At 61.0% G+C, this 23,570-nt stretch carries 20 protein-coding genes; 9 read left to right on the top strand and 11 right to left on the bottom strand.

The window, feature by feature from the left end:
• Window positions 1-271: 271 nt before the first annotated feature.
• Complete coding sequence (locus QF045_RS00715; protein WP_306494833.1) at window positions 272-2,206, top strand: BCCT family transporter; 1,935 nt, start codon at window positions 272-274, stop codon at window positions 2,204-2,206.
• Window positions 2,207-2,400: 194 nt separating this feature from the next.
• Here QF045_RS00715 and choV read toward each other — a convergent pair whose 3' ends face one another.
• From choV to QF045_RS00700, 3 genes are all read right to left on the bottom strand, one after another.
• Window positions 2,401-3,579, bottom strand: a complete 1,179-nt coding sequence (gene choV, locus QF045_RS00710) for a choline ABC transporter ATP-binding protein (protein ID WP_248127971.1) — start codon at window positions 3,577-3,579, stop codon at window positions 2,401-2,403.
• Window positions 3,576-4,421: a choline ABC transporter permease subunit gene (gene choW / locus QF045_RS00705; protein WP_003194913.1), complete on the bottom strand. Its 846-nt coding sequence runs from the start codon at window positions 4,419-4,421 to the stop codon at window positions 3,576-3,578. Before choW ends, choV begins: the two co-directional genes overlap by 4 nt.
• 69 nt (window positions 4,422-4,490) lie before the next feature.
• A complete protein-coding gene (locus QF045_RS00700) occupies window positions 4,491-5,438 on the bottom strand; it encodes a choline ABC transporter substrate-binding protein (protein WP_306490660.1) in 948 nt (315 codons plus the stop codon).
• Window positions 5,439-5,854: 416 nt separating this feature from the next.
• Here QF045_RS00700 and QF045_RS00695 point away from each other — a divergent pair, with 416 nt between their 5' ends.
• The gene (locus tag QF045_RS00695; RefSeq protein ID WP_306490659.1) at window positions 5,855-7,231 is read left to right on the top strand and encodes an L-serine ammonia-lyase; all 1,377 of its coding nucleotides are present in this window, start codon (window positions 5,855-5,857) and stop codon (window positions 7,229-7,231) included.
• Between the two features lie 957 nt (window positions 7,232-8,188).
• The gene (locus QF045_RS00690) at window positions 8,189-9,292 is read left to right on the top strand and encodes a GlxA family transcriptional regulator (RefSeq protein ID WP_306490658.1); all 1,104 of its coding nucleotides are present in this window, start codon (window positions 8,189-8,191) and stop codon (window positions 9,290-9,292) included.
• A gap of 88 nt (window positions 9,293-9,380) precedes the next feature.
• Here QF045_RS00690 and QF045_RS00685 read toward each other — a convergent pair whose 3' ends face one another.
• The 5 genes from QF045_RS00685 to QF045_RS00665 all read right to left on the bottom strand — a co-directional run bounded on the left by QF045_RS00685 (window position 9,381) and on the right by QF045_RS00665 (window position 13,431).
• On the bottom strand, window positions 9,381-9,644 hold the full coding sequence (locus QF045_RS00685) for a hypothetical protein (RefSeq protein ID WP_306490657.1): 264 nt from the start codon (window positions 9,642-9,644) through the stop codon (window positions 9,381-9,383).
• A 224-nt stretch (window positions 9,645-9,868) separates the two neighbouring features.
• Complete coding sequence (locus QF045_RS00680) at window positions 9,869-10,360, bottom strand: thioesterase family protein (RefSeq protein WP_306490656.1); 492 nt, start codon at window positions 10,358-10,360, stop codon at window positions 9,869-9,871.
• A gap of 115 nt (window positions 10,361-10,475) precedes the next feature.
• On the bottom strand, window positions 10,476-11,441 hold the full coding sequence (locus QF045_RS00675; RefSeq protein WP_306490655.1) for an L-carnitine dehydrogenase: 966 nt from the start codon (window positions 11,439-11,441) through the stop codon (window positions 10,476-10,478).
• Window positions 11,442-11,525: 84 nt separating this feature from the next.
• Entirely contained in the window at window positions 11,526-12,413 is an 888-nt protein-coding gene (locus QF045_RS00670) for a 3-keto-5-aminohexanoate cleavage protein (RefSeq protein WP_306490654.1), read from the bottom strand.
• A 73-nt stretch (window positions 12,414-12,486) separates the two neighbouring features.
• Entirely contained in the window at window positions 12,487-13,431 is a 945-nt protein-coding gene (locus tag QF045_RS00665) for a choline ABC transporter substrate-binding protein (RefSeq protein ID WP_306490653.1), read from the bottom strand.
• A gap of 190 nt (window positions 13,432-13,621) precedes the next feature.
• On the opposite strand from QF045_RS00665, the gene QF045_RS00660 reads away from it, so the two are divergent.
• The gene (locus QF045_RS00660) at window positions 13,622-14,566 is read left to right on the top strand and encodes a GlxA family transcriptional regulator (protein WP_306494832.1); all 945 of its coding nucleotides are present in this window, start codon (window positions 13,622-13,624) and stop codon (window positions 14,564-14,566) included.
• 144 nt (window positions 14,567-14,710) lie between these two features.
• On the opposite strand, the gene QF045_RS00655 is transcribed toward QF045_RS00660, so the two are convergent.
• The 3 genes from QF045_RS00655 to QF045_RS00645 are packed head-to-tail and all read right to left on the bottom strand — an operon-like array spanning window position 14,711 to window position 16,413.
• The gene (locus QF045_RS00655) at window positions 14,711-15,127 is read right to left on the bottom strand and encodes a DUF3010 family protein (protein WP_306490652.1); all 417 of its coding nucleotides are present in this window, start codon (window positions 15,125-15,127) and stop codon (window positions 14,711-14,713) included.
• A 48-nt stretch (window positions 15,128-15,175) separates the two neighbouring features.
• Complete coding sequence (locus tag QF045_RS00650; protein ID WP_306490651.1) at window positions 15,176-15,964, bottom strand: hypothetical protein; 789 nt, start codon at window positions 15,962-15,964, stop codon at window positions 15,176-15,178.
• A gap of 47 nt (window positions 15,965-16,011) precedes the next feature.
• A complete protein-coding gene (locus QF045_RS00645) occupies window positions 16,012-16,413 on the bottom strand; it encodes a lysozyme inhibitor LprI family protein (RefSeq protein ID WP_306490650.1) in 402 nt (133 codons plus the stop codon).
• 218 nt (window positions 16,414-16,631) lie between these two features.
• On the opposite strand from QF045_RS00645, the gene QF045_RS00640 reads away from it, so the two are divergent.
• The 5 genes from QF045_RS00640 (at window position 16,632) to QF045_RS00620 (ending at window position 23,568) form a co-directional block, all read left to right on the top strand.
• Window positions 16,632-17,609 (top strand): dipeptidase, encoded by a 978-nt coding sequence (locus QF045_RS00640; RefSeq protein WP_010207105.1) that lies wholly within the window; start codon window positions 16,632-16,634, stop codon window positions 17,607-17,609.
• A gap of 52 nt (window positions 17,610-17,661) precedes the next feature.
• The gene (locus QF045_RS00635) at window positions 17,662-18,192 is read left to right on the top strand and encodes a DUF5943 domain-containing protein (protein WP_027606002.1); all 531 of its coding nucleotides are present in this window, start codon (window positions 17,662-17,664) and stop codon (window positions 18,190-18,192) included.
• A 15-nt stretch (window positions 18,193-18,207) separates the two neighbouring features.
• Window positions 18,208-20,268 (top strand): dimethylglycine demethylation protein DgcA, encoded by a 2,061-nt coding sequence (gene dgcA, locus QF045_RS00630; RefSeq protein WP_306490649.1) that lies wholly within the window; start codon window positions 18,208-18,210, stop codon window positions 20,266-20,268.
• Window positions 20,269-20,404: 136 nt separating this feature from the next.
• Complete coding sequence (dgcB, locus tag QF045_RS00625; RefSeq protein WP_306490648.1) at window positions 20,405-22,348, top strand: dimethylglycine demethylation protein DgcB; 1,944 nt, start codon at window positions 20,405-20,407, stop codon at window positions 22,346-22,348.
• Window positions 22,348-23,568, top strand: a complete 1,221-nt coding sequence (locus tag QF045_RS00620) for an electron transfer flavoprotein subunit alpha/FixB family protein (protein WP_306490647.1) — start codon at window positions 22,348-22,350, stop codon at window positions 23,566-23,568. Before dgcB ends, QF045_RS00620 begins: the two co-directional genes overlap by 1 nt.
• The last annotated feature ends 2 nt before the right edge of the window (window positions 23,569-23,570 follow it).

Below are 23,570 nucleotides of genomic sequence, written 5' to 3'. Positions count from 1 at the left end.
CTGCCTACAGATGTTTCCTACCTGAGAGCCGCGACATTCGACACCTGCAAAAACCCTTGAAACCGGCTGTATCAGGGCCTGCCCGACGCTTGGGCGGGTTCAAGAATTTTCGGGGTGTCTTTATAACACCCGTCCGTCGACTGCCGAAAAATCGATGTCCCGGGATAACCGTTGCCTTGTGTTTCTCTCTCGCACTGCCCGGAGCATCTGCGCCATGAGTTCTGCCTCTCTTATAAAGACCCCGCCGGAAAAGGTACGGGTCAACGGTTGGGTGTTCTACACCTCCACCGCGCTGATTCTGTTGTTGACCGCCATCCTGATCATCGCCCCGCAGGAGGCCGGGCGCATGCTCGGCGTCGCCCAGGCCTGGCTGTCGAAAAGCTTCGGCTGGTACTACATGGTGGTGATCGCCGCCTACCTGGTGTTTGTGGTCGGCCTGGCATTTTCGTCCTACGGCAAGCTGAAACTGGGCAGCAAGGACGACACCCCGGACTTCAGCTACGGCGCCTGGGCCGGCATGCTGTTCTCGTCGGGCATCGGCATCTCGCTGTTGTACTTCGGCGCCTCCGAGCCCCTGGACCACTACTTCAACCCGCCCGAAGGCGCGGCTGCCAGCAACAGCGCGGCACGTCAGGCGCTGCAACTGACTTTTCTGCACTGGGGCCTGCATGGCTGGGCGATCTATGCGCTGGTCGGCCTGGCCGTGGCGTACTTCGCGTATCGCCACAACCAGCCGCTGGCTTTGCGTTCGGCGCTGTACCCGCTGGTGGGCGAGCGTTGGGTCAAGGGCGCGGCCGGCCATGCGGTGGACGGTTTCGGCATGTTCGTGACCCTGCTCGGCCTGGTGACCAACCTGGGGATTGGTTCGATGCAAGTGTCGTCCGGGTTGGAAAACCTGTTCGGCATGGAGCACAGCAATACCAACCTGTTGATCGTGATCATCGTGATGAGCACGGTGGCGACCATCGCTGCGGTGTCGGGCGTGGAGAACGGTATTCGCCGCCTGTCCAACCTCAACATTGTGTTGTTCAGCGGTTTGCTGATCTTCGTGCTGCTGTTCGGCCCCACCCTGCACCTGCTCAATGGCCTGGTGCAGAACACCGGTGACTACCTCAACGGCATCGTGCTGAAAACCTTTGACCTGTATGTCTATGAAGGCGACGCTGCCAAAACCGAGCGCTGGATGGGCCTGTGGACCCTGTTCTACTGGGCCTGGTGGATTTCCTGGGCGCCATTCGTGGGCATGTTCATTGCGCGTATTTCCCGTGGCCGCACCGTGCGTGAGCTGGTCGCTGGCGTGCTGCTGATCCCGCTGGGCTTCACCCTGGCATGGTTGTCGATCTTCGGTAACTCGGCGCTGGACCTGGTGCTCAACCATGGTGCAGTGGAGCTGGGCAAGACCGCGCTGGAACAGCCGTCCATGGCCATCTACCAGCTGCTGGAACATTACCCAGCGTCGAAAATCGTCATTGGTGTGTCGATCTTTGTGGGCTTCGTGCTGTTCCTGACGCCGGCGGATTCCGGCGCGGTGATGATGGCCAACCTTTCCTGCAAAGGCGGCAATGTGGACGAAGATGCGCCGCACTGGCTGCGGATCTTCTGGTCGGCGGTGATCACCCTGGTGACCATCGGCCTGCTGTTCGCCGGCAACTTCGAAGCCATGCAAACCATGGTGGTGCTGGCGGGGCTGCCGTTCTCGGTGGTGCTGATCTTCTTCATGTTCGGTTTGCACAAGGCCATGCGCCAGGATGTGGCCATCGAACAAGAGCAGGCGCAGTTGGCTGAACGTGGGCGTCGCGGGTTCAGCGAACGTTTGACCGCGCTCGACCTGCAACCGAGCCAGGCCACCGTGCAACGCTTTATGGACAAGCACGTAACGCCGGCACTGGAAGAAGCCGCGACAGCGCTGCGCGAGCAGGGGTTGCATGTGCAGACCTTGCTGGGCAAATCCAAGCGCTGCATCGGTGTGCGGATCGAGATGGAAGAGGGCAACCCGTTCGTCTACGAAGTCAGCCTGGACGCCTATTCTTCGGCGCCCAGCGACATACCCGAAGAAGAACGCACCCGCTACTACCGCGCCGAGGTATACCTGCACAACGGGCCACAGGAATACGACCTGATGGGTTTCGCCCAGGAGCAGATCACCCGCGATGTGCTCGATCAGTTTGAAAGCCATCGCCAACTCCTTGGCCGGGTTTACAGCTGAAGCCGGGCAATGCTTTAAATGTGGGAGGGGGCAAGCCTTAAGGCTTTTTGTAGGAGCGAGCTTGCTCGCGAAGAACTCAGCGCCACCGCGTTTATCCAGAATGAACGCGTTGCCTAGACGTTTTTCGCGAGCAAGCTCGCTCCTACAGCGACATTAGGGCAAGCCCCCTGCTCTCATTGGTCATGCAGTGTCTGTCAGCCCAGGTTTTTGCCCAAGAGGGCATGGTAGAGCTCACTGTCGCCCAGTATCCCCACCACCTTGTTGTTGTCGTGCAGCACCAGCTTGTTCCCGGTCTGGTAGCGAATCTGCAGCGCATCACGCATGCCGATATTGGAGTCCACCAGCGTCGGCACTCGGCCCAGGCCTTCCACCGCTTGCCCTGGCGCCCAGTTCTGCAGGCTCATGGCTACGCCATTCTGGCGTGCGCCCTGGATGGTGTTGCCTTCGGCCAGGTCCAGCCAGGAGTCGCCGCCGGGGTCCAGGCATACCGAACCGTTCACACGTTTGCAGTTATCCAGCGTGCGCATCAGGCTACGGCCGCACAGCACGTTCAGCGGGTTGGTGTGGGCGACGAAGGTGCGCACATAGTCGTCCGCCGGGTTCAGCACGATCTCTTCCGGCACGCTGTACTGGATGATCTTGCCGTCTTTCATGATCGCGATGCGGCTGCCGAGCTTGAGGGCTTCGTCGAGGTCGTGGCTGACGAACACGATGGTCTTGCTCAGCTTGCGCTGCAGCTCCAGCAATTCATCTTGCAGACCCTGGCGAATCAGCGGGTCGAGTGCGGAGAAGGGTTCGTCCATCAGCAGGATGTCGGCGTCCATCGCCAACGCACGGGCCAGGCCCACACGCTGTTGCATGCCGCCGGACAGCTCGTCGGGCTTCTTGTTGCGCCATTGGCTCAGGCCCACCAGCTCGAGCTTTTCGTCGACCAGGGTGCGTCGCTCCTTCTCCGGGCGGCCCTGCATTTCCAGGCCGAAGCTGATGTTCTCGCGCACCGTCAGCCAGGGCATCAGGGCGAACTTCTGGAACACCATGGCGATGCGTTTGGTGCGCATCATCTTCAGCTCGGCAGGCGTGCAGGACGCAATGTCGATCTGGCGGCCTTCATGTTCCACGAACAACTGCCCACGGCTGACGGTGTTGAGGCCGTTGATGCAGCGCAGCAGGCTGGATTTACCGGAGCCCGACAGGCCCATCAGCACACAGATCTCGCCTTTCTCGATATCCAGGCTGGCTTTTTCAACGCCGACAATCTGCCCGGTCTTCTTCAGTATTTCGTTACGGCTCATGCCCTGGTCCAGCAGCTTGAGCGCTTCGCGTGGGTCTTTGGAGAAGATCACGTCGACATTGTCGAATCGGATAATGCTCATGCATCACCCCCTACTTTAGCGTCAGGTTGTTTGCAGATACGGTCGAGCATGATGGCCAGCAACACGATCGCCAGGCCCGCTTCAAAGCCCAGGGCGATGTCGGCGGTGTTCAGTGCGTTGACCACCGGCTTGCCGAGGCCATCGGCGCCCACCAGCGCCGCGATCACCACCATCGACAGTGACAGCATGATGCATTGAGTGATACCGGCGGCAATGCTCGGCATGGCGTGGGGCAGTTCAATGCGCGAGAGCAACTGGCGGCGCGAGCAGCCGAAGGCCTTGCCGGCGTCCATCAACTCTTGCGGTACATCGCGGATACCCAGGTAGGTCAGGCGGATCGGCGCGGCAATCGCGAACACCACCGTTGAAATCAGGCCGGGCACCACACCCAGCCCGAAGAGGGTCAGGGTAGGGATGAGGTAGACGAAGGTCGGCACGGTCTGCATCAGATCGAGTACCGGCCGCATCATGGTGTAGAACATCGGCTTGTGCGCGGCAACAATGCCCAGCGGCACGCCGATGACCACGCAGACCAGGGTGGCGAACAGCACCTGCGCGAGGGTTTCCATGGTTTCCTGCCAGTACCCCAGGTTGAGGATCAGCAGGAAGGAGGCGATGACAAAGACAGTCAGTCCCCACTTGCGTTGGATAAAGTGAGCCAGCAGCGCAATCAGACCGATCAATGCCAGTGGATTGAACCAGGTCAGCGCAAACGTCACGCCGTGGATCATCGTTTCCAGTGTCGATGCGATCGCGTCGAAATAGTTGGCGCCATGTTGGGTCAACCAGTCGACGAAGGCAGCGATGTACTGGCCTAGTGGGATTTTCTGTTCAGTCAGCATGGTAGTGAATGTCCACATGCGAAGAGGGAAACATCCCGGGGCAGCGCACCGCCCCGGGGTCAGCGGGTGCTATTTGGCGAGGTAGGCTTTAACGGCTTCGAGACCTGGTTGGCCATCAACGGTGGTGACACCGGCGAGCCAGGTGTCGAGCACTTGCGGGTTCTTCTGCAGCCAGGCCTTGGCGGCAGCATCGGGCTTCATTTTGTCGTCCAGGACGTTGCCCATCAGGGTGCTTTCCATGTTCAGCGTGAACACCAGGTTTTTCAGCAACTGGCCCACGTTGCTGCATTCCTGGGTGTAGCCCTTGCGGGTGTTGGTGTAGATGGTGGCCTGGCCGTAGTTGGGGCCGAACGAATCATCACCCCCGGTCAGGTATTTCATCTTGAAACGGGTGTTCATCGGGTGCGGTTCCCAGCCGAGGAACACGATGGCCTGCCCGCGCTTGGTGGCGCGTTCGACCTGGGAAAGCATGCCGGCTTCGCTGGACTCGACCACTTTGAAACCGGCGGCCTTGAGGCCAAAGGCATCTTTGTCGATCAGCGTCTGGATGGTGCGGTTGCCGTCGTTACCCGGCTCGATGCCGTAGATCTTGCCGCCCAGCTCATCCTTGAATTTGGCGATGTCGGCGAAGTCTTTCAGGCCTTTTTCATACAGCGCTTCGGGCACCGCCAGGGTGTACTTGGCGTTCTCCAGGTTGGCGCGTACGGTTTCCACGGTGCCGGCATCGCGGTACTGCTTGATGTCGTTTTCCATGGTCGGCATCCAGTTGCCGAGGAAAATGTCCATGTTCTTGCCGTCAGCCAACGACTTGTAGGTCACCGGCACCGAAATCATCGTGGTGCGCGGCTTGTAGCCCAGGCCCTTGAGGATTTCGCTGGTGGTCGCGGTAGTGACGGTGATGTCGGTCCAGCCGACATCGGAGAAGTTGACGGTCTTGCACTGTTCCGGTTCTGCGGCGTGCGCCATGACGGGCAGACTCAGCATGGCGGCCAACAACAACGAGGGTGAACCTTTCATCGGGGTAGACTCCTGTGTTTTTTCTGGCGGCATTCGCCGCGCTTTATAAGTGCTGCTATTGGAGCGTGCGTTGGACAGCTCTGGCACGGTGCCTTGCAAACGAGTCGAGACTGATCATGTACCAGTGAAAATCTGACGCCTACAGGGGGCGTCGTATCCAGTACAGGGAGGGTCGCATCCAGTGTCGGTGACGTCGCTTACAGGTTTTTACCACGGCCAAACGGCTGTTTTCACTCATCTGCACCGTTAAAAACGGCCAAAACAGGCGAACGCACGTGAGCGACGCTGCTGAGCATGGTTGCGTCGGTGTGAGACGCCGTGACGGCGGGTAAAAGCTGGATGATGCCGCCATCTGGGCGATCTGAGCGTAGCACCTCGTTCAAGCCTGGCCGCGCTTATCGAGGAGTTTCACGTTCATGGCTATCAGCGTTTTCGACCTGTTCAAGATTGGCATCGGACCCTCCAGTTCCCACACCGTGGGGCCCATGCGCGCCGCGGCGTTGTTCGTCCAGAACTTGCGCGAACGTGACCTGTTCGAACAGGTGCGGCGTGTCGAAGTGCAACTCTACGGCTCCTTGTCGGCCACCGGCATTGGCCATGGCAGCGACACCGCCACCATCATGGGCTTGATGGGTGAGTGGCCGGACGCCATCGACCCGTCGCAGATTGGTGTGCGCATCCACACACTGCGCGAAACCGACACCTTGCTGCTCGACGGTCGCTTGCCGGTGCCGTTCGTATGGTCACGGGACATGCGCCTGCTCGATGAAAACCTGCCATTCCATCCCAATGCCATGACCCTGGTGGTGTTTGGTGATGACGGCGAGTTGCACCGCGACACCTACTACTCGGTGGGTGGCGGTTTTGTGGTGGATGAAGCCCAGGCCCAGAGCGGCGTGGCGGACATGGACCGCACCGAGCTGCCGTATGATTTTTCCAGCGCCGTGGAGCTGCTGCAGCTGTGCAAGACCCACAATCTGCGCGTCGCCGAACTGATGCTGGCCAATGAGAAGGTGTGGCGCTCCGAAGAGGAAATCCGCAGTGGCTTGATGAAGCTCTGGCGCGCCATGCAGGCATGTGTAGAGCAAGGCCTCAAGCACGAAGGCATCCTGCCTGGCGGCTTGAACGTGCGCCGTCGCGCCGCCAAGTTGCACCGCAGCTTGCAGGAACTGAACAAACCCAATGTAATCGGCTCGACCTTGAGCGCCATGGAGTGGGTGAACCTGTTCGCCCTGGCGGTCAATGAAGAAAACGCCGCCGGCGGGCGTATGGTCACGGCGCCCACCAATGGCGCAGCGGGGATCATTCCGGCCGTGCTGCACTACTTCATGAAATTCAGTGAAGAGGTGACGGAGGCCAACGTGGTCGACTACCTGCTCGGCGCGGCGGCGGTGGGCATTCTGTGCAAAAAGAACGCCTCGATCTCCGGTGCCGAAGTCGGTTGCCAGGGCGAAGTCGGTTCCGCCTGCGCCATGGCCGCAGCGGGCCTGGCCGAGATTCTCGGCGCCACGCCGGAGCAGTTGTGCAACGCCGCGGAAATCGGCCTGGAACATAACCTCGGCCTGACCTGCGACCCGGTGGGCGGCCTGGTGCAAGTGCCGTGTATCGAGCGCAATGCGATTGCGGCGGTCAAGGCGATCAACGCCGCGCAGATGGCCTTGCGTGGCGACGGCCAGCACTTTATCTCCCTGGACCGGGTGATCCGCACCATGCGCGATACCGGCGCGGATATGCATGACAAGTACAAAGAGACATCGCGGGGCGGGTTGGCGGTGAGTGCGGTTGAGTGCTGAAACCGAGTCGCCTGCATCGGGAGCAAGCCCCCTCCCACAGTTGAGATGTATACACCGATCAAAATGTGGGAGGGGGCTTGCCCCCGATAGCCATAGGTATCTACACAACTTTGGCGTAGCCCTGAACCTGTGGCGAGGGAGCTTGCTGCCGTGGCGACCTGGCGGCCTATAGCTATCTGATTGATGCCGCGCGATCCAAATGTGGGAGGGGCGGTGCGACGGTTCGACTTGCTCCCGATGGCGGCCTGACAGCCGACTAGGATGTTGGATCAGAGCGCGTACATATCCGTTGCTGCGGTAACGGCGGCTTGGGGTTCCGCCCTTACGGCGGGTCACTTTGGAAAAGCCCCAAAGTAACCAAAGGGCGTTTGCCCCACCACTCGGCACCTCGCTCACGCTCGGTGTGCCTGTAATCCGACAGTGATTTGCGGCCAGCGTGGTTTAACGGGGCGCCTAAAATCAAGATCAAGAGCGGCTCGCTTCGCATCGTGGTTACCGTAGGCTGTTACAAAGTTGTGTAGATACCTATGCCCCGATAGCGCCACTTCATCTGGCACTGCTCATAAAGTGAACACCACAGCCAAAAGCGCCACCTTTTAGCGCGTCGCAAACAGATAAGTAGGTTGCAAACGATTTGGGCCTGTTCACCTGCTACCCGTGCTTGTGGTGACAGACTTTCCTGATGCCCTCAAAGCGCCTTCCCACAAGTGCTACCGATCTGCTCACGCGCCTTGCGGGGATACGTTCCTACATCCTTTTCGCTTATATCCCACACTTCCCGGGCGGGCTTATATAGACGCGTCAAAACGTCGTTTTTAGGAGTTGTTGGACGGGCATTCAATTTTAGGCATGGCATTTGCTCTATCAATTCAAAGCCTCTCTCCTTCGCAGGAGACGAGCGCAATAACAAGAGCCTCGCCTGAGGCCATCACCCGCTTTGTGTGAGGAGATACTGCGATGACGTCGTTCAACTCAGGGGCCCAACCCCAGAACCGTGCGCCTCAATCCATCGGCTTTTTGCTGCTGGACAATTTCACGCTGATTTCCCTGGCGTCGGCCGTGGAACCCCTGCGCATGGCCAACCAACTGTCCGGCCGCGAGCTGTATCGCTGGACAACCCTGAGTGTCGACGGCAACCAGGTATGGGCCAGCGACGGCCTGCAGATCACCCCCGATGCGGCCATGCACAAGGCTCCGGCCCTGGATACGGTCATCGTGTGCGGTGGCGTGGGCATCCAGCGCACCGTCACCCGCGAACATGTGTCATGGCTGCAGAGCCAGGCGCGCCAATCGCGCCGTCTCGGTGCGGTTTGCACCGGCAGTTGGGCGCTGGCCTGCGCGGGCTTGCTTGATGGTTTCGATTGCAGCGTGCACTGGGAATGCCTGGCGTCGATGCAGGAAGCTTTCCCCCGCGTGGCCATGAGCACACGCCTGTTCACCCTCGACCGTAACCGCTTTACCAGCTCCGGCGGCACCGCGCCGTTGGACATGATGCTGCACCTGATCAGCCGCGACCACGGCCGTGAATTGTCGGCAGCCATCTCCGAGATGTTCGTGTACGAACGCATCCGCAACGAACAGGATCACCAGCGCGTGCCGCTCAAGCACATGCTTGGCACCAACCAGCCGAAGCTGCAGGAAATCGTTGCGCTGATGGAAGCCAACCTTGAAGAGCCCATCGACCTCGACGAATTGGCGGTCTACGTCGCCGTGTCGCGTCGCCAACTGGAGCGGCTGTTCCAGAAATACCTGCACTGCTCGCCGTCGCGCTATTACCTCAAGTTACGCCTGATTCGCGCACGGCAATTGCTCAAGCAGACGCCGATGTCGATCATCGAAGTGGCGTCGGTGTGCGGGTTTGTGTCCACGCCGCATTTCTCCAAGTGCTACCGCGAATACTTCGGCATTCCACCGCGCGATGAGCGCGTGGGTTCCAACACCACCCAGCAGGTGGCGATGATGCCGATTCCGCAGGCACTGACATTGTCACCGCTGGCGGGGCCGATGTCGGCGTTGAGTCAGGCGCGCAATGAGTCGACATTTGCCAGTGTAAGGCTTTAGACCGCGTCGCCTGCATCGGGGGCAAGCCCCCTCCCACAGGGGAACGCATTCCAAAGGTGGGAGGGGGCTTGCCCCCGATGGCGTTCTGTCAGGCGCCAGAGTTCTGCCTGAACTGCATCAACGCCGGCAACAACTGCTTATCGATTGCCTGACGCACCGCCGGCAAAATCGTCGCGCTGCCGCCGTACATCTGCTCAACCATGCCCTTGAGCGCCTTGGCGCGTGCCTCGCTCAAACCGCGTACCGCGCACTCGCATGCCTGCTCGGCACTGGCACCACTGGACACTTCGAAACCCAACGAGCGCAACTGGCCCAGCAGGTCATCCTGGTCAATCAAATCCGCATGCATCATGGCGTTTATCCTGGTGAGAAGAGCGGGGTTCGACGTCGATTCTGGTAGCCGCCCAAGCAGTCGGCAAGGGCCGAATGCATGGATGCCTCGGATGGCTATGAGGGTGTCGTTTTCGGGCCATGCACACCCGGCGCTTCCCGGCACACTGAACCCAGGCACACGGCTTGACGGTTTGGTCACCCTCGGGACGCACGGCTCAAACAAAGCACTCTGCCCCGATCCCGTCACGGCTGGATCGGGGCTTTTTTTGTGGGCAAACCGATGACACGGCCGAGCAGGGCGGGGGGCGGCAGCTCGGCCTGTTGCGCACGGATGGCCGTCAGTCTTTCCAGCGTGATTTCAGTGAACGGCGTTGCATGCGGTCCGGCCAGATCGACATGCAGCAGCATCTGTTCGTTACCCGCCAGCGCCTCGTCACCGCCCACCAGGTGCAGGCTGTGATAGAGGTGCAGGCGCTTGGCGTCGTGGGCGATCAGTTGGGTACGGACTTGCACCTCGGCCCCCAGCTTCACTTCGTGCAGGTAGTTCAAGTGCAGCTCCAGGGTGAACAGCGAGTGGCCGCTGGCTTCGCGGTTGTCGCTGTCCAGGCCCAGTATGTCCATCAGCGCGTCGGTGGCGTAGCTGAAGATCAGCAGGTAGAACGCGTCGCGCAGGTGGCCGTTATAGTCCACCCAGTCCGGTTGGATTTTGGTGGTGTAGGTTTTCAATGCAGGCATGGATGTCTACTCGGTCAAAAATGTGGGAGGGGGCTTGCTCCCGATAGCAATGTGTCAGTTGACAGTTGGGTGGCTGATCCACCGCTATCGGGAGCAAGCCCCCTCCCACCTTTAATTAATCGGCGAAGTTCATGCCGTGTTTGGCCTTGGTGATTTTCACCGCCTCCAGCACCGCCAGCAGGCAATCATCACGATAGCGCTCCAGCGCCGCAATGCTGTGGTTGCCGAGTTGATCGCTCGTGCCGTCGACCACATCGTCAATCAGTTTGTCGGTCAGTTCCGGTGCCGGCAGGTAGGTCCAGGGCAACTGCAACGCCGGGCCGAACTGCGCCATGAAGTGACGCATGCCCGCATCGCCGCCGGCCAGGGTGTAGGTGAGGAAGGTGCCCATGAACGACCAGCGCAGCCCCGCGCCGAAGCGAATGGCATCGTCGATTTCGCCGGTGGTCGCCACGCCATCGTTAACCAGGTGCAACGCCTCGCGCCATAGGGCTTCGAGCAGGCGGTCGGCGATAAAACCGGGGACTTCCTTGCGCACATGCAACGGGCGCATGCCCAGTGATTCGTAGACCTTGATCGCCGCCTGGATCGCCTCAGGCGCGGTGTGCTTGCCGCCGACCACTTCCACCAGCGGCAGCAGGTAAACCGGGTTGAACGGGTGACCGACGACGCAGCGCTCGGGGTGGGTCGAGCCCTCATAGAACTCGCTCGGCAACAGGCCCGACGTGCTCGAACCAATCAACGCGTTCGGCTTGGCTGCGGCGCTGATCTTGCTGTGCAAATCCAGTTTCAGCTCCAGGCGTTCGGGCGCGCTTTCCTGAATGAAGTCGGCGTCTTTCACGCATTCTTCGAGGGTGGCCACAAAGCGCAGGCGGTTTTGGGACGCGCCGGGCGCCAGGCCTTGTTGCTCCAGGGCGCCCCAGGCATTGGCCACACGTTTGCGCAGCGCGGCTTCGGCACCGGGCGCCGGGTCCCAGGCCACTACGTCCAGGCCATGGGCGAGGGCGCGGGACACCCAGCCGCTGCCGATGACGCCACTGCCCAAGGCGGCGAAGGTTTTGATCTCAGTGATAAAGCTCATGGCAACATTCCTGAATAATGTGATGAACCTATGTGGGAGGGGGCTTGCCCCCTCCCACATTTTTGATCCGGTTTCAGCGGGGAGTTAGCCGCGTTTTTTGAGGCCCATCTTGATTCGGCCTTCCGCCGGGGTCATGACCCGCGCCCCCAGGCGGCTGAGGATTTCACTGGCGCGCTCCACCAGTTGGCCGTTGGTGGCGAGCACGCCTTTGTCCAGCCACAAGTTGTCTTCCAGGCCGACCCGCACGTTGCCGCCCAGCAGCACCGCCTGTGCGGCCATCGGCATCTGCATGCGGCCGATACCGAAGCCGGCCCACACCGCGTCGGCGGGCAGGTTGTCGACCATGGCTTTCATGGTGGTGGTGTCGGCCGGTGCGCCCCACGGGATGCCCAGGCACAGCTGAAACAGCGGGTTGTCGAGCAGGCCTTCCTTGATCATCTGTTTGGCGAACCACAGATGGCCGGTGTCGAAAATCTCCAGCTCGGCCTTTACGCCCAGCTCCTGGATACGCTTGGCACCGGCGCGCAATTGCGCGGGGGTAGACACGTAAATGGTGTCGCCATCGCCGAAGTTCAGGGTGCCGCAATCGAGGGTGCAGATTTCCGGCAACAGTTCCTCGACGTGGGCCAGCCGCGTCAGCGGGCCGACCAGGTCGGTGTTGGGACCAAATTCCATCGGGTTCTCGTCGGCGCCGATCTCCAGGTCGCCGCCCATGCCCGCAGTGAGGTTGACGATGATGTCGATGTCGGCCTCGCGGATGCGCTCCATCACTTCGCGGTACAGCGCCACGTCACGGCTGAACTTGCCGGTGTGCGGGTCACGCACATGGCAGTGCACCACGGTTGCACCGGCCTTGGCGGCTTCCACGGCGGCGGCCGCGATCTGCTTGGGAGTGACCGGCACATGTGGGCTTCTGGCGGTCGTGTCGCCAGCACCGGTGAGTGCGCAGGTGATGATGACGTCGTGGTTCATGGGGCAGGTTCCTTACAGGCGTGAGGGTGCCGTTCGCGGTCGGAGCGAGCGCGAAACGGTGGTTCAAATCAGGTTATTGCTTGCTTAGTTGAAGGTTGGCCGCAGCCGGCTTGCCGTCGAAGGTGGTGACGCCTTCCAGCCAGCGCGCCTGGTCTTGCGGATGGTCCTTGAGCCACTGCCTGGCGGACTCAAGGGCATCCTTGTGATCGAGCAACGGCTGCATCATTCGGCTTTCGTCGGCGGCGGTGAAGGTCAGGTTGGTCAGCAGCTTGTGCACGTTGGGGCACTGCTCGGCATAGGTCGGCGAGGTGACGGTCCACACCGTTGCGCGGCCTTCATTCGGGCCCAGGGCATCGTCACTGCCGCTGAGGTAAGTCATCGCCACGTTGACGTTCATCGGGTGCGGCGCCCAGCCGAAGAACACCACGGCTTCCTTACGACGCACGGCGCGATCCACGGCGGCGAGCATGCCGGCTTCGCTGGATTCGACCAGCTGGAACTTGCCCAGGCCGAACTGGTTCTTGGCGATCATCGCCTTGATCTGGGTATTGGCGCCCGAACCCGGCTCGATGCCGTAGATCTTGCCGCCGAGCTCTTTTTCGAACCGGGCGATATCGGCAAAGCTTTTCAGGCCCTTGTCCGCCAGGTAAGTCGGCACGGCGAGGGTGGCGCGGGCGTCTTCCAGGCTCGGTTGGTCGAGCACCTTGACTTGCTTGGCATCGACGAACGGCGTGATGGTCTGAGTCATCAGCGGGTTCCAGTAGCCCAGGAACAGGTCCAGGCGCTGGTCGCGAATGCCGGCAAAGATGATCTGCTGGGAGGCGCTGGTCTGTTTGGTCTTGTAGCCGAGGCCGTCGAGCAACACTTGGGTCATGGCACTGGTGGCGATTACGTCGGTCCAGTTCACCACGCCCAGGCGCACGTTCTGGCAGGAAGCGGCATCCGCTGCCATGACGGGGGCGCTCAAAATAGCGCTGACGCTGAGTGCAAGCACGCTGCGGCTGATCAGTCGGTTCATGGTGAATCCCTCGGCAGGTCGTTATTGTGGGCCGGTGTCTTTGTGCACCGTGGCATCACGTTACGCAGCTTGGAGGCCGGTAAAGCGCACAACGGCGACCAGCTTTTGCACTGCAGCGACCTGCCCCTTGAATCCGCCCATGAACGGGAGTATCACAGTGCCACGCTGCCCGCCCGACGAGAGCGCCACCATGTCCCAGGATTTCTACTTTTTACTGATGCCGGGGTTCTCGGCCATCGGCTTTATTTCCGCGCTGGAGCCGCTGCGGGTGGCCAACCGCTTTCGTGGCGAGTTGTACCGCTGGCACGTCTTGAGCGCCGATGGCGGTGCGGTATTGGCGAGCAACGGGATGTCGGTGAATGCCGACGCCGCGCTGGAGTCGCTGAACAAAGGTGCGACCCTGCTGGTGGTGGCTGGCTTCGAGCCTCTGCAGTTCGCCACGCCCGCGCTGGAACACTGGCTGCGCCGCCTCGACCACGACGGCGTGACCCTTGGCGCCATCGACACCGGCGCCTGCGTGCTGGCCGAAGCGGGCCTGCTCGACGGCCACCGCCTGACCCTGCACTGGGAAGCCATCGATGCGTTCAAGGAGTCGTATCCGCACCTGAGCGTCACCCAGGAACTGTTCGAGATCGACCGCCGACGTATCACCTGCGCCGGCGGCACCGCGTCCATCGACCTGATGCTCGACCTGATCGCCCAGGCCCACGGCCCGGACCTGGCGGTGCAGGTCTCCGAACAGTTCGTGCTGGGCCGCATCCGCCCGCGCAAAGACCACCAGCGCATGCAGATCGCCACGCGCTACGGCATCAGCAACAAGAAGCTGGTGCAAGTGATCGGCGAGATGGAGCAACACACCGAGCCGCCCCTGAGCACCCTGGCCCTGGCCGAAGCGATCAAGGTCACGCGGCGCCAGCTGGAGCGCTTGTTCCGCCTGCATTTGAACGACACACCGAGCAACTTCTACCTCGGCCTGCGCCTGGAAAAAGCCCGGCAATTGCTGCGCCAGAGCGACATGAGCGTGCTGGAAGTGAGCATTGCGTGCGGGTTTGAGTCACCGTCGTATTTCACCCGCAGCTATCGCGCGCGGTTTGCCAAGTGCCCCAGGGAAGACCGGCGACGAGAGGTGGTTTGATGTTTTTCAGCCACAGTTCCAACGCACACGGATCAAATGTGGGAGGGGGCTTGCTCCCGATGACGGGCAGTCAGTTGATACAGCTTTGTCTGACCCATCGCTATCGGGAGCAAGCCCCCTCCCACAGTGGGTTTTTGGTGTGGCTTATTTTTTCAGCAGGGCTGAACACGCGGCCTTATAGGCTTCATGCTGATACTTGTTCAGCGTCGCCGGCAGTTCGAAGTTGTGCTTTTTGTTCTGCGCATTGAGGGTTTGCGGCGACAGCAGTGTCACTTCAACCCCTTCCAGCAACTGGAATATGCCTTCGATCTTGAACGTCGTCGGGCCCCCGGCGAACTCACCTTTCTTACTGCGCTTCTTGATCGCGATACGGGTGATGGCGTTTGCCTGCACGAAGGCCTTCACCTGGGCGGCGAAGGCTTTGACGTTGGCGGCTTCGTCGTCGTCTTCGAGGGCGATTTTCTTGGTGGCCAGGGCGACGTGGGTCAGTGCCTGGTTGTCCAGGGAAGCGACGGCGATGATGGCTTCGCTGCCTTTGATTTCGATGCCGCAGAAAGTCATATGAATACTCAGGGGTGTCAGGCGGAAAGTGACGTTATGATGTTTTATTTAAAATGCCGGCATGGGGTCGTCTGGAACCCGGCTGGTGAGTTTGTACTGGCGACCGATTTTTATTTTTTCAGGTTCCGGCTCAAGAGTCAGGTCGTAGGTGATGTGCGTCACCAGTAGAAACTTCACGCCACTTTTATCGTTTATAAAACCTTTCGTACTACGAACCGTATCGGGGTCGTAATCGAGCTCCATTCCTTTGAAGTAGCGCGTTGTCAAAATATAAGATAGAGGCAATGAATGATCTAAGAGCGTTAGGTTTTTATCCTCAAGAGAAACAGTAGTTTCTGAGAGCACAGTCAATGCGCGGCCTTCGCTGAGTGCGTCTTGCTGGAAAGTGCTGCAGTACTGTAGTTCTAAGTTGGTGGCGTGGCGCGAACTGGCGTGGTCAACATACAACAATGTCCGGTGGGCATGGGTATTTGCAAGTTGGAGCTGCAGTTGTTCAAAGCTGAGCGCTTTGAAGCTATTAGATTGCGCATAGAGACGCTTGGCTTCAAGAAAAGCGACACCCTCTTTTTCCGCGCCGTTTGGAAATGTGAACTTCACAAGTATGGCAATATCGCCATACTTGGTTTCAAAGTTCTTTCCGATAAATTTATAAAGGTCCCATGCGATGTTTTGAGGGGCAGGAGACGTGATCGTTACTTTTTTCAAACGCTTGGTAAGGCTGTTCAGTATTTTGTAGGTGATGATGTCTTCGTTCCACCCCCTGTCGGGGTCCGAGGTCACTTCTTTATTTATTAGAAAATCTATTCTTTTTAGCCATTCTGACGGCGTAAGTTTCATGCAAAGTCCATTTAAAAAATAGTCAGTAGTAGCGTTGAATAGGTAGGCTATTCCTGCCCAATCGACTCCAAAAACTCCGACCGCTCATCGCTCATCCGCGCCAGGCAATCATTCTGCGCAATCGCATAGGCCTTGGTGCCGGTCACGGCCGGGAAGGTGTCTACCGCGCAGTCGGCGTCACGCAGTTTTTCCCACTTCTGCTGAGCATCCTTCAGACGGGCGGTAATGTCCGCCAGCTTGGTCTTGTCGCTGGCATAGGTTGAACCCATGCGTTCGAGCAACCCCTGGTAGTTATCCTTGAGCAATTGCTCGGCGGTGGTTTTGTTGTAGGTGGCGCATTCCAGGGTTTGCTGGTCGTTCTCGATGCCGTCGCACGGCGTGTTGTCGGTGTCTTCGGCCGCGTGGACGCCGGTTGCGATGAGTGCCAAAGCCAGGAAAATCGATTTCATTGCGCCGTCTCATATCAGGTGATGCCGAATTCTGGCTCAAGCGTCAGACAAAGAACAGCCGCCAGTCAGGCATGTCCACACAGGCTTTGTCGCGGATTGACGCTTTCGGCAATTCCCCTGTCGTTTTTGCACCCGGCTCCGTCGGCCCCTGGGCATATGCTGGCCCCAAAGCGCCGGCAGACGATTCGGCGCATGAATCGCCAATAAGGGGACGCCTGATGAGCCCAGCCGAGTTGCACGCCGACAGCATCGTTATCGACGGTCTGATTATCGCCAAGTGGAACCGCGACCTGTTCGAAGACATGCGCAAAGGTGGCCTGACGGCCGCCAACTGCACGGTGTCGGTGTGGGAAGGCTTCCAGGCCACGATCAATAACATCGTTGCCAGCCAGACCCTGATCCGCGAAAACAGCGACCTGGTGATCCCGGTGAAAACCACCGCCGATATCCGCAAGGCCAAGGAGCAGGGCAAGACCGGCATCATCTTCGGCTTCCAGAATGCCCACGCGTTTGAAGACCAATTGGGCTATGTCGAGATCTTCAAGCAGCTCGGCGTCGGTGTGGTGCAGATGTGCTACAACACCCAGAACCTGGTGGGCACCGGCTGCTATGAGCGTGACGGCGGGCTGTCGGGGTTTGGCCGCGAGATCGTCGCCGAGATGAACCGCGTCGGCATCATGTGCGACCTGTCCCACGTCGGCTCCAAGACCAGCGAAGAGGTCATCCTCGAATCGAAAAAACCGGTGTGCTATTCCCACTGCCTGCCCTCGGGGCTCAAAGAGCATCCGCGCAACAAGTCCGATGAAGAGCTTAAGTTTATTGCCGACCACGGCGGCTTTGTCGGCGTGACCATGTTCGCGCCGTTCCTGGCCAAGGGCATCGACTCGACCATCGACGACTACGCCGAAGCCATCGAATACACCATGAACATCGTCGGCGAAGACGCCATCGGCATCGGCACCGACTTCACCCAAGGCCATGGCCAGGATTTCTTCGAAATGCTGACCCATGACAAGGGCTACGCCCGCCGCCTGACCAGCTTCGGCAAGATCATCAACCCGCTGGGCATCCGCACCGTGGGCGAGTTTCCCAACCTCACCGAGACCCTGCTCAAGCGCGGCCACCCAGAGCGTGTGGTGCGCAAGATCATGGGCGAGAACTGGGTCAACGTCTTGAAGGACGTCTGGGGCGAATAAGCCAGACACCTACCGGCAACACCACAACGAATTTTTCTGGAGTTAAGTTTCCATGGCCAAGATCGCCCCGCAATTGCCAATCGAAGTCGACAGCGAAACCGGTGTCTGGACCTCCGACGCCCTGCCCATGCTGTACGTGCCCCGCCATTTCTTCGTCAACAACCACATGGGCATCGAAGAAGTGCTGGGCGCCGAGGCCTACGCCGAGATCCTCTACAAGGCCGGCTACAAGTCCGCCTGGCACTGGTGTGAAAAAGAAGCCGAATGCCATGGCCTGGAAGGCGTCGCAGTGTTCGAGCACTACATGAAACGCTTGTCGCAACGCGGCTGGGGCCTGTTCAAGATCCAGGACATCGACCTCGACAAAGGCACCGCCAGCGTCAAGCTGGAACATTCGGCCTTTGTCTACGTGTACGGCAAGGTCGGGCGCAAGGTGGACTACATGTTCACCGGCTGGTTTGCCGGCGCGATGGACCAGATCCTTCAAGCGCGTGGCAGCCAGATTCGCACTGTGGCCGAACAAGTCTACGGAGGCTCCGAAGAGGGCCACGACGATGGCCTGTTCACCGTCAAACCGTTGTAAGCCGAGGACCGTGCCATGGCTTTCGAAGCAATGTTTGCGCCGATCCAGATCGGCAAACTGACCATCCGCAACCGCGTGCTCAGTACCGCCCACGCCGAGGTGTACGCCACCGACGGCGGCATGACCACCGACCGCTACGTGAAGTATTACGAAGAGAAAGCCAAGGGCGGTATCGGCCTGGCCATCTGCGGCGGCTCCTCGGTGGTGGCCATCGACAGCCCCCAGGAATGGTGGAGTTCGGTGAACCTGTCCACCGACCGCATCATCCCGCACTTCCAGAACCTGGCCGACGCCATGCACAAGCATGGCGCCAAGATCATGATCCAGATTACCCACATGGGCCGTCGCTCGCGTTGGGACGGCTTCAACTGGCCGACCCTGATGTCGCCGTCCGGCGTGCGTGAGCCGGTGCATCGCGCCACCTGCAAGACCATCGAGCCGGAAGAAATCTGGCGTGTGATCGGCAACTATGCCAGCGCCGCCAAGCGCGCCAAGGCCGGTGGCCTGGACGGTGTGGAGTTGTCCGCCGTGCACCAGCACATGATCGACCAGTTCTGGAGCCCGCGCGTCAACAAGCGTACCGATGAATGGGGCGGCACCTTCGAAGGCCGCATGAAGTTCGGCCTGGAAGTGCTCAAGGCGGTGCGCGCCGAAGTGGGCGACGACTTCTGCGTGGGCATGCGCCTGTGCGGCGACGAGTTCCACCCGGACGGCCTGTCCCACGAGGACATGAAGCAGATCGCCAAATACTACGACGACACCGGCATGCTCGACTTCATCGGCGTGGTGGGTTCGGGTTGCGATACACATAACACCCTGGCCAACGTAATCCCGAACATGAGTTACCCGCCGGAGCCGTTCCTGCACCTGGCGGCCGGTATCAAGGAAGTGGTGAAAGTCCCGGTGCTGCACGCGCAGAACATCAAGGACCCGAACCAGGCCACGCGCATTCTGGAAGGCGGCTATGTGGACATGGTCGGCATGACCCGTGCGCACATCGCCGACCCGCACCTGATCGCCAAGATCAAGATGGGCCAGATCGACCAGATCAAACAGTGCGTCGGCGCCAACTACTGCATCGACCGCCAGTACCAGGGCCTGGATGTGCTGTGCATTCAGAACGCCGCGACCTCCCGTGAATACATGGGTGTGCCGCACATTATCGAAAAATCCACCGGGCCCAGGCGCAAAGTGGTGGTCGTGGGGGCGGGCCCGGCCGGTATGGAGGCTGCGCGCGTCGCCGCCGAACGGGGGCACGATGTGACCCTGTTCGAAAAGAAAGAGTTTATCGGTGGGCAGATCACCACGGCGTCCAAAGCGCCGCAGCGCGACCAGATCGCCGGTATCACCCGCTGGTTCCAGCTGGAGCTGGCACGCTTGAAAGTCGACCTGCGCCTGGGTGTGGCGGCCGACGCCGACACCATCCTCGACCTGCGCCCGGACGTGGTGGTGCTGGCGGTCGGCGGGCATCCGTTCATTGAGCAGAACGAACACTGGGGCGCTGCCGAAGGCTTGGTGGTGAGCAGTTGGGACGTGCTCGACGGCAAGGTTGCGCCGGGCAAGAACGTGCTGGTGTACGACACCATTTGCGAATTCACCGGCATGTCGGTGGCGGACTTCCTGGCCGACAAAGGCAGCCAGGTGGAAATCGTCACCGATGACATCAAGCCGGGCGTGGCCATCGGCGGTACGTCGTTCCCGACCTACTACCGCAGCATGTACCCCAAGGAAGTGATCATGACCGGCGACATGATGCTGGAAAAGGTCTACCGCGAGGGCGACAAGCTGGTGGCGGTACTGGAGAACGAATACACCGGGGCCAAGGAAGAGCGCGTGGTCGACCAGGTGGTGGTGGAGAACGGCGTGCGCCCGGACGAGGCGATCTATTACGGGCTCAAGGAAGGTTCGCGCAACAAGGGCCAGATTGACGTCGAAGCCCTGTTCGCGATCAAGCCGCAGCCGTGCCTGAGCGAAGCGGGCGAGGGGTACTTGCTGTTCCGCATCGGTGACTGTGTGGCCCAGCGCAATACCCACGCTGCGATCTATGACGCCCTGCGCCTTTGCAAGGATTTCTAAGCCGACTGGGTTCAAATGTGGGAGGGGGCTTGCCCCCGATGGCGGAGTGTCAGTTGATACAGCTGTAGCTGACCCACCGCTATCGGGGGCAAGCCCCCTCCCACATTAGTTTTGTGTGGTCTGTGGGAGCTTCACCATGTTGAACACCTTGCTGCCTATTCTTTTGTTTGCCGCCCTGGGCCTTGCCGTCCTCGGCGCCCTGCGCCGGGCGAACATGTGGCGCCGTGGCCGCGCCGCCAAAGTCGACCTGCTCGGCGGCCTGTTGGCCATGCCCAAGCGCTACATGGTCGACTTGCACCACGTGGTCGCCCGCGACAAATACATCGCCAATACCCACGTCGCCACGGCCCTGGGCTTTGTGCTGTCGGCGCTGCTGGCGGTGCTGGTGCACGGTTTCGGCCTGCACAACCGCATCCTCGGCTACGCCTTGCTGCTGGCTTCGGCGCTGATGTTTGTCGGTGCCATCTTCATGTACCTGCGCCGCCGCAACCCACCTTCGCGCCTGTCCAAGGGGCCGTGGATGCGCCTGCCGAAAAGCCTGATGGCGTTCTCGGTGAGCTTCTTCCTGGTGACACTGCCGGTGGCGGGGATCCTGCCCGCTGACTTCGGTGGCTGGCTGCTGGCCGCGTTGCTGAGTGTGGGCGTGCTGTGGGGCGTGTCCGAAATGTTCTTCGGCATGACCTGGGGCGGGCCGATGAAACACGCCTTCGCCGGTGCCCTGCACCTGGCCTGGCACCGCCGTGCCGAACGCTTCGGCGGCGGCCGTTCCACCGGGTTGAAGCCGCTGGACCTCAGCGATAAAACCGCGCCGTTGGGCGTTGAGAAACCCAAGGACTTCACCTGGAACCAACTGCTCGGTTTCGACGCGTGCGTGCAGTGCGGCAAGTGCGAAGCCGCGTGCCCGGCGTTCGCCGCCGGCCAGCCGCTGAACCCGAAAAAGCTGATCCAGGACATGGTGGTCGGCCTGGCCGGTGGCACCGATGCCAAGTTCGCCGGCAGCCCCTATCCAGGTAAACCGATAGGCGAACACAGCGGCAACCCGCACCAGCCGATCGTCAATGGCCTGGTGGACGCCGAGACGCTGTGGTCATGCACCACCTGCCGCGCCTGCGTGGAAGAGTGCCCGATGATGATCGAGCATGTGGATGCCATCATCGACATGCGCCGCCACCTCACCCTGGAAAAAGGCGCCACGCCGAACAAGGGCGCCGAAGTTCTGGAAAACCTGATCGCCACCGACAACCCTGGCGGCTTCGCACCGGGCGGCCGGTTGAACTGGGCGGCGGATTTGAACCTGCCGCTGCTCAGCGAAAAAGGCAGTGCCGAGGTGCTGTTCTGGGTTGGCGACGGCGCCTTCGACATGCGCAACCAACGCACCCTGCGCGCGTTCGTCAAAGTGCTCAAGGCGGCCGGGGTCGACTTCGCCGTGCTGGGCCTGGAAGAGCGCGACAGCGGTGACGTGGCACGCCGCCTGGGCGATGAAGCGACCTTTCAGTTGCTGGCCTCGCGCAATATCCAGACCCTGGCCAAGTACAGCTTCAAGCGCATCGTCACCTGTGACCCGCACAGTTTCCATGTACTGAAAAACGAGTACGGCGCCTTCAACGGCAACTACCTCGTGCAGCACCACAGCACCTTCATGGCCGAACTGATCGGCGAGGGCGCGCTGAACCTGGGCCAGCACAAAGGCAACAGTGTGACCTATCACGACCCGTGCTACCTGGGCCGTTACAACGGCGAATACGAAGCACCGCGCCAAGTGCTGCGGGCGCTGGGTATCGAGGTCAAGGAAATGCAACGTTCGGGCTTCCGTTCGCGCTGCTGCGGCGGCGGTGGCGGCGCGCCGATCACCGACATTCCGGGCAAGCAGCGCATCCCCGACATGCGCATGGACGACATCCGCGAGACCGGCGCCGAACTGGTGGCAGTGGGCTGCCCGCAGTGCACCGCGATGCTCGAAGGCGTGGTCGAACCGCGCCCCTTGATCAAAGACATTGCCGAATTGGTGGCCGACGCCTTGCTGGAAGACGCGGCACCGGCCAAAGCGCCCAACAAGCGTGAACCTGCGGAGGTGCATTGATGAGCGACATTATCCGCCGCGATCCCCGCGCCGAATGGATCGCCCGTAACCGCTTGCACCCGCTGCACGCGGCCATGCAACCGGCGCAACACAGCTGGATGGGGCCGAACGGCGTCATTCGCAAAAACCTGCACGGTGTAGGTTTTATCGGCCCCAACGGGATCAAGCGTATCGACCGCAGCGGTGCCCAGCAGGGCGGCGCAGCCAAGCGTACCGCCGCAGTGGAAGTGCAGTTGCCGTTGCATCAGCTCACGGCGCCGGCGTTCTACATCAACGTGGTGCCGGACATGGTCGGCGGCCGTTTGAGCAGCCACGACCGCGACGTGCTCGGCCTCGCCCGCCAATTGGCCGGCAGCGACGGTGCCGTGCTGGCGGTGGTATTTGGCGAGCATAAGGAAAGCGCGTTTGCGACAGCCGGCGTTGATCGCCTGCTGGTGCTGGAGGGCCATGAGTTCGAAGGTTATTCACCGGAGCAACGCGTACAAGGCTTGCGCGCTGTGGATAACCAGTTCAACCCTCGCCATTGGTTGCTGCCCGACAGCCGCAGCGGTGGCGGCGAACTGGGCCGACGCTTCGCCGCCAGCCTCAAGGAGCGCCCCGCCACGCGGGTGTGGCAGATCAAGGGCGAGGAGTGCATCGGCCGCGCCGGTGCGGGCCAGCAAGACTTGGCGCGGCCTCTGCCACGCTTGATTCTCGCCGCCGTGGAGTGTGCGGAGCCCGTCAGCGAAACCCGTCACGAAGCGCTGCCCGTGGAGTTATCCACAACCCTGGCGCGCAGCCTGCCGCGTATTGAAGACCTCGGCGCGGTGGCGGTGGACCCGGCAGCGATTCCCATGGCCGAAGCGGAATTCATTTTCTCCGGCGGCAACGGCGTGAAGGACTGGGCCCTGTTCCACCAGACCGCTGCGGCCCTGGGCGCCACCGAAGGCGCTTCGCGGGTGGCGGTGGATGATGGCTTTATGGCGCGTGACCGTCAGGTCGGCGCCAGCGGTACCTGGGTCACGGCGCGGGTGTACGTGGCCGTGGGCATTTCCGGGGCGATCCAGCATCTGCAAGGCATCGGTGCCTGCGACAAGGTGGTGGCGATCAACCTCGACCCGGGTTGCGACATGATCAAGCGTGCCGACCTGTCGGTGATCGGCGAAAGCGCCGCGATTCTGCAAGCCTTGATCGCAGCGGTCGAGGCCCACCGCAACGGCGCCAAGCGCGATGCAGCTTAGGG

This window comes from Pseudomonas sp. W4I3, assembly GCF_030816195.1.
Classification (GTDB): Bacteria; Pseudomonadota; Gammaproteobacteria; order Pseudomonadales; family Pseudomonadaceae; genus Aquipseudomonas.
Note: the sequence above shows the minus strand (reverse complement) of the source record. Positions and strands in the feature narration are given on the sequence as shown.

Excerpts from the sequence above, each read along its gene's own strand:
- choV (WP_248127971.1), bottom strand. The coding sequence starts at position 3,579 with ATGAGCATTATCCGATTCGACAATGTCGACGTGATCTTCTCCAAAGAC.
- choW (WP_003194913.1), bottom strand. The coding sequence starts at position 4,421 with ATGCTGACTGAACAGAAAATCCCACTAGGCCAGTACATCGCTGCCTTC.
- QF045_RS00700 (WP_306490660.1), bottom strand. The coding sequence starts at position 5,438 with ATGAAAGGTTCACCCTCGTTGTTGTTGGCCGCCATGCTGAGTCTGCCC.
- QF045_RS00695 (WP_306490659.1), top strand. The coding sequence starts at position 5,855 with ATGGCTATCAGCGTTTTCGACCTGTTCAAGATTGGCATCGGACCCTCC.
- QF045_RS00690 (WP_306490658.1), top strand. The coding sequence starts at position 8,189 with ATGACGTCGTTCAACTCAGGGGCCCAACCCCAGAACCGTGCGCCTCAA.
- QF045_RS00685 (WP_306490657.1), bottom strand. The coding sequence starts at position 9,644 with ATGATGCATGCGGATTTGATTGACCAGGATGACCTGCTGGGCCAGTTG.
- QF045_RS00680 (WP_306490656.1), bottom strand. The coding sequence starts at position 10,360 with ATGCCTGCATTGAAAACCTACACCACCAAAATCCAACCGGACTGGGTG.
- QF045_RS00675 (WP_306490655.1), bottom strand. The coding sequence starts at position 11,441 with ATGAGCTTTATCACTGAGATCAAAACCTTCGCCGCCTTGGGCAGTGGC.
- QF045_RS00670 (WP_306490654.1), bottom strand. The coding sequence starts at position 12,413 with ATGAACCACGACGTCATCATCACCTGCGCACTCACCGGTGCTGGCGAC.
- QF045_RS00665 (WP_306490653.1), bottom strand. The coding sequence starts at position 13,431 with ATGAACCGACTGATCAGCCGCAGCGTGCTTGCACTCAGCGTCAGCGCT.
- QF045_RS00660 (WP_306494832.1), top strand. The coding sequence starts at position 13,622 with ATGTCCCAGGATTTCTACTTTTTACTGATGCCGGGGTTCTCGGCCATC.
- QF045_RS00655 (WP_306490652.1), bottom strand. The coding sequence starts at position 15,127 with ATGACTTTCTGCGGCATCGAAATCAAAGGCAGCGAAGCCATCATCGCC.
- QF045_RS00650 (WP_306490651.1), bottom strand. The coding sequence starts at position 15,964 with ATGAAACTTACGCCGTCAGAATGGCTAAAAAGAATAGATTTTCTAATA.
- QF045_RS00645 (WP_306490650.1), bottom strand. The coding sequence starts at position 16,413 with ATGAAATCGATTTTCCTGGCTTTGGCACTCATCGCAACCGGCGTCCAC.
- QF045_RS00640 (WP_010207105.1), top strand. The coding sequence starts at position 16,632 with ATGAGCCCAGCCGAGTTGCACGCCGACAGCATCGTTATCGACGGTCTG.
- QF045_RS00635 (WP_027606002.1), top strand. The coding sequence starts at position 17,662 with ATGGCCAAGATCGCCCCGCAATTGCCAATCGAAGTCGACAGCGAAACC.
- dgcA (WP_306490649.1), top strand. The coding sequence starts at position 18,208 with ATGGCTTTCGAAGCAATGTTTGCGCCGATCCAGATCGGCAAACTGACC.
- dgcB (WP_306490648.1), top strand. The coding sequence starts at position 20,405 with ATGTTGAACACCTTGCTGCCTATTCTTTTGTTTGCCGCCCTGGGCCTT.
- QF045_RS00620 (WP_306490647.1), top strand. The coding sequence starts at position 22,348 with ATGAGCGACATTATCCGCCGCGATCCCCGCGCCGAATGGATCGCCCGT.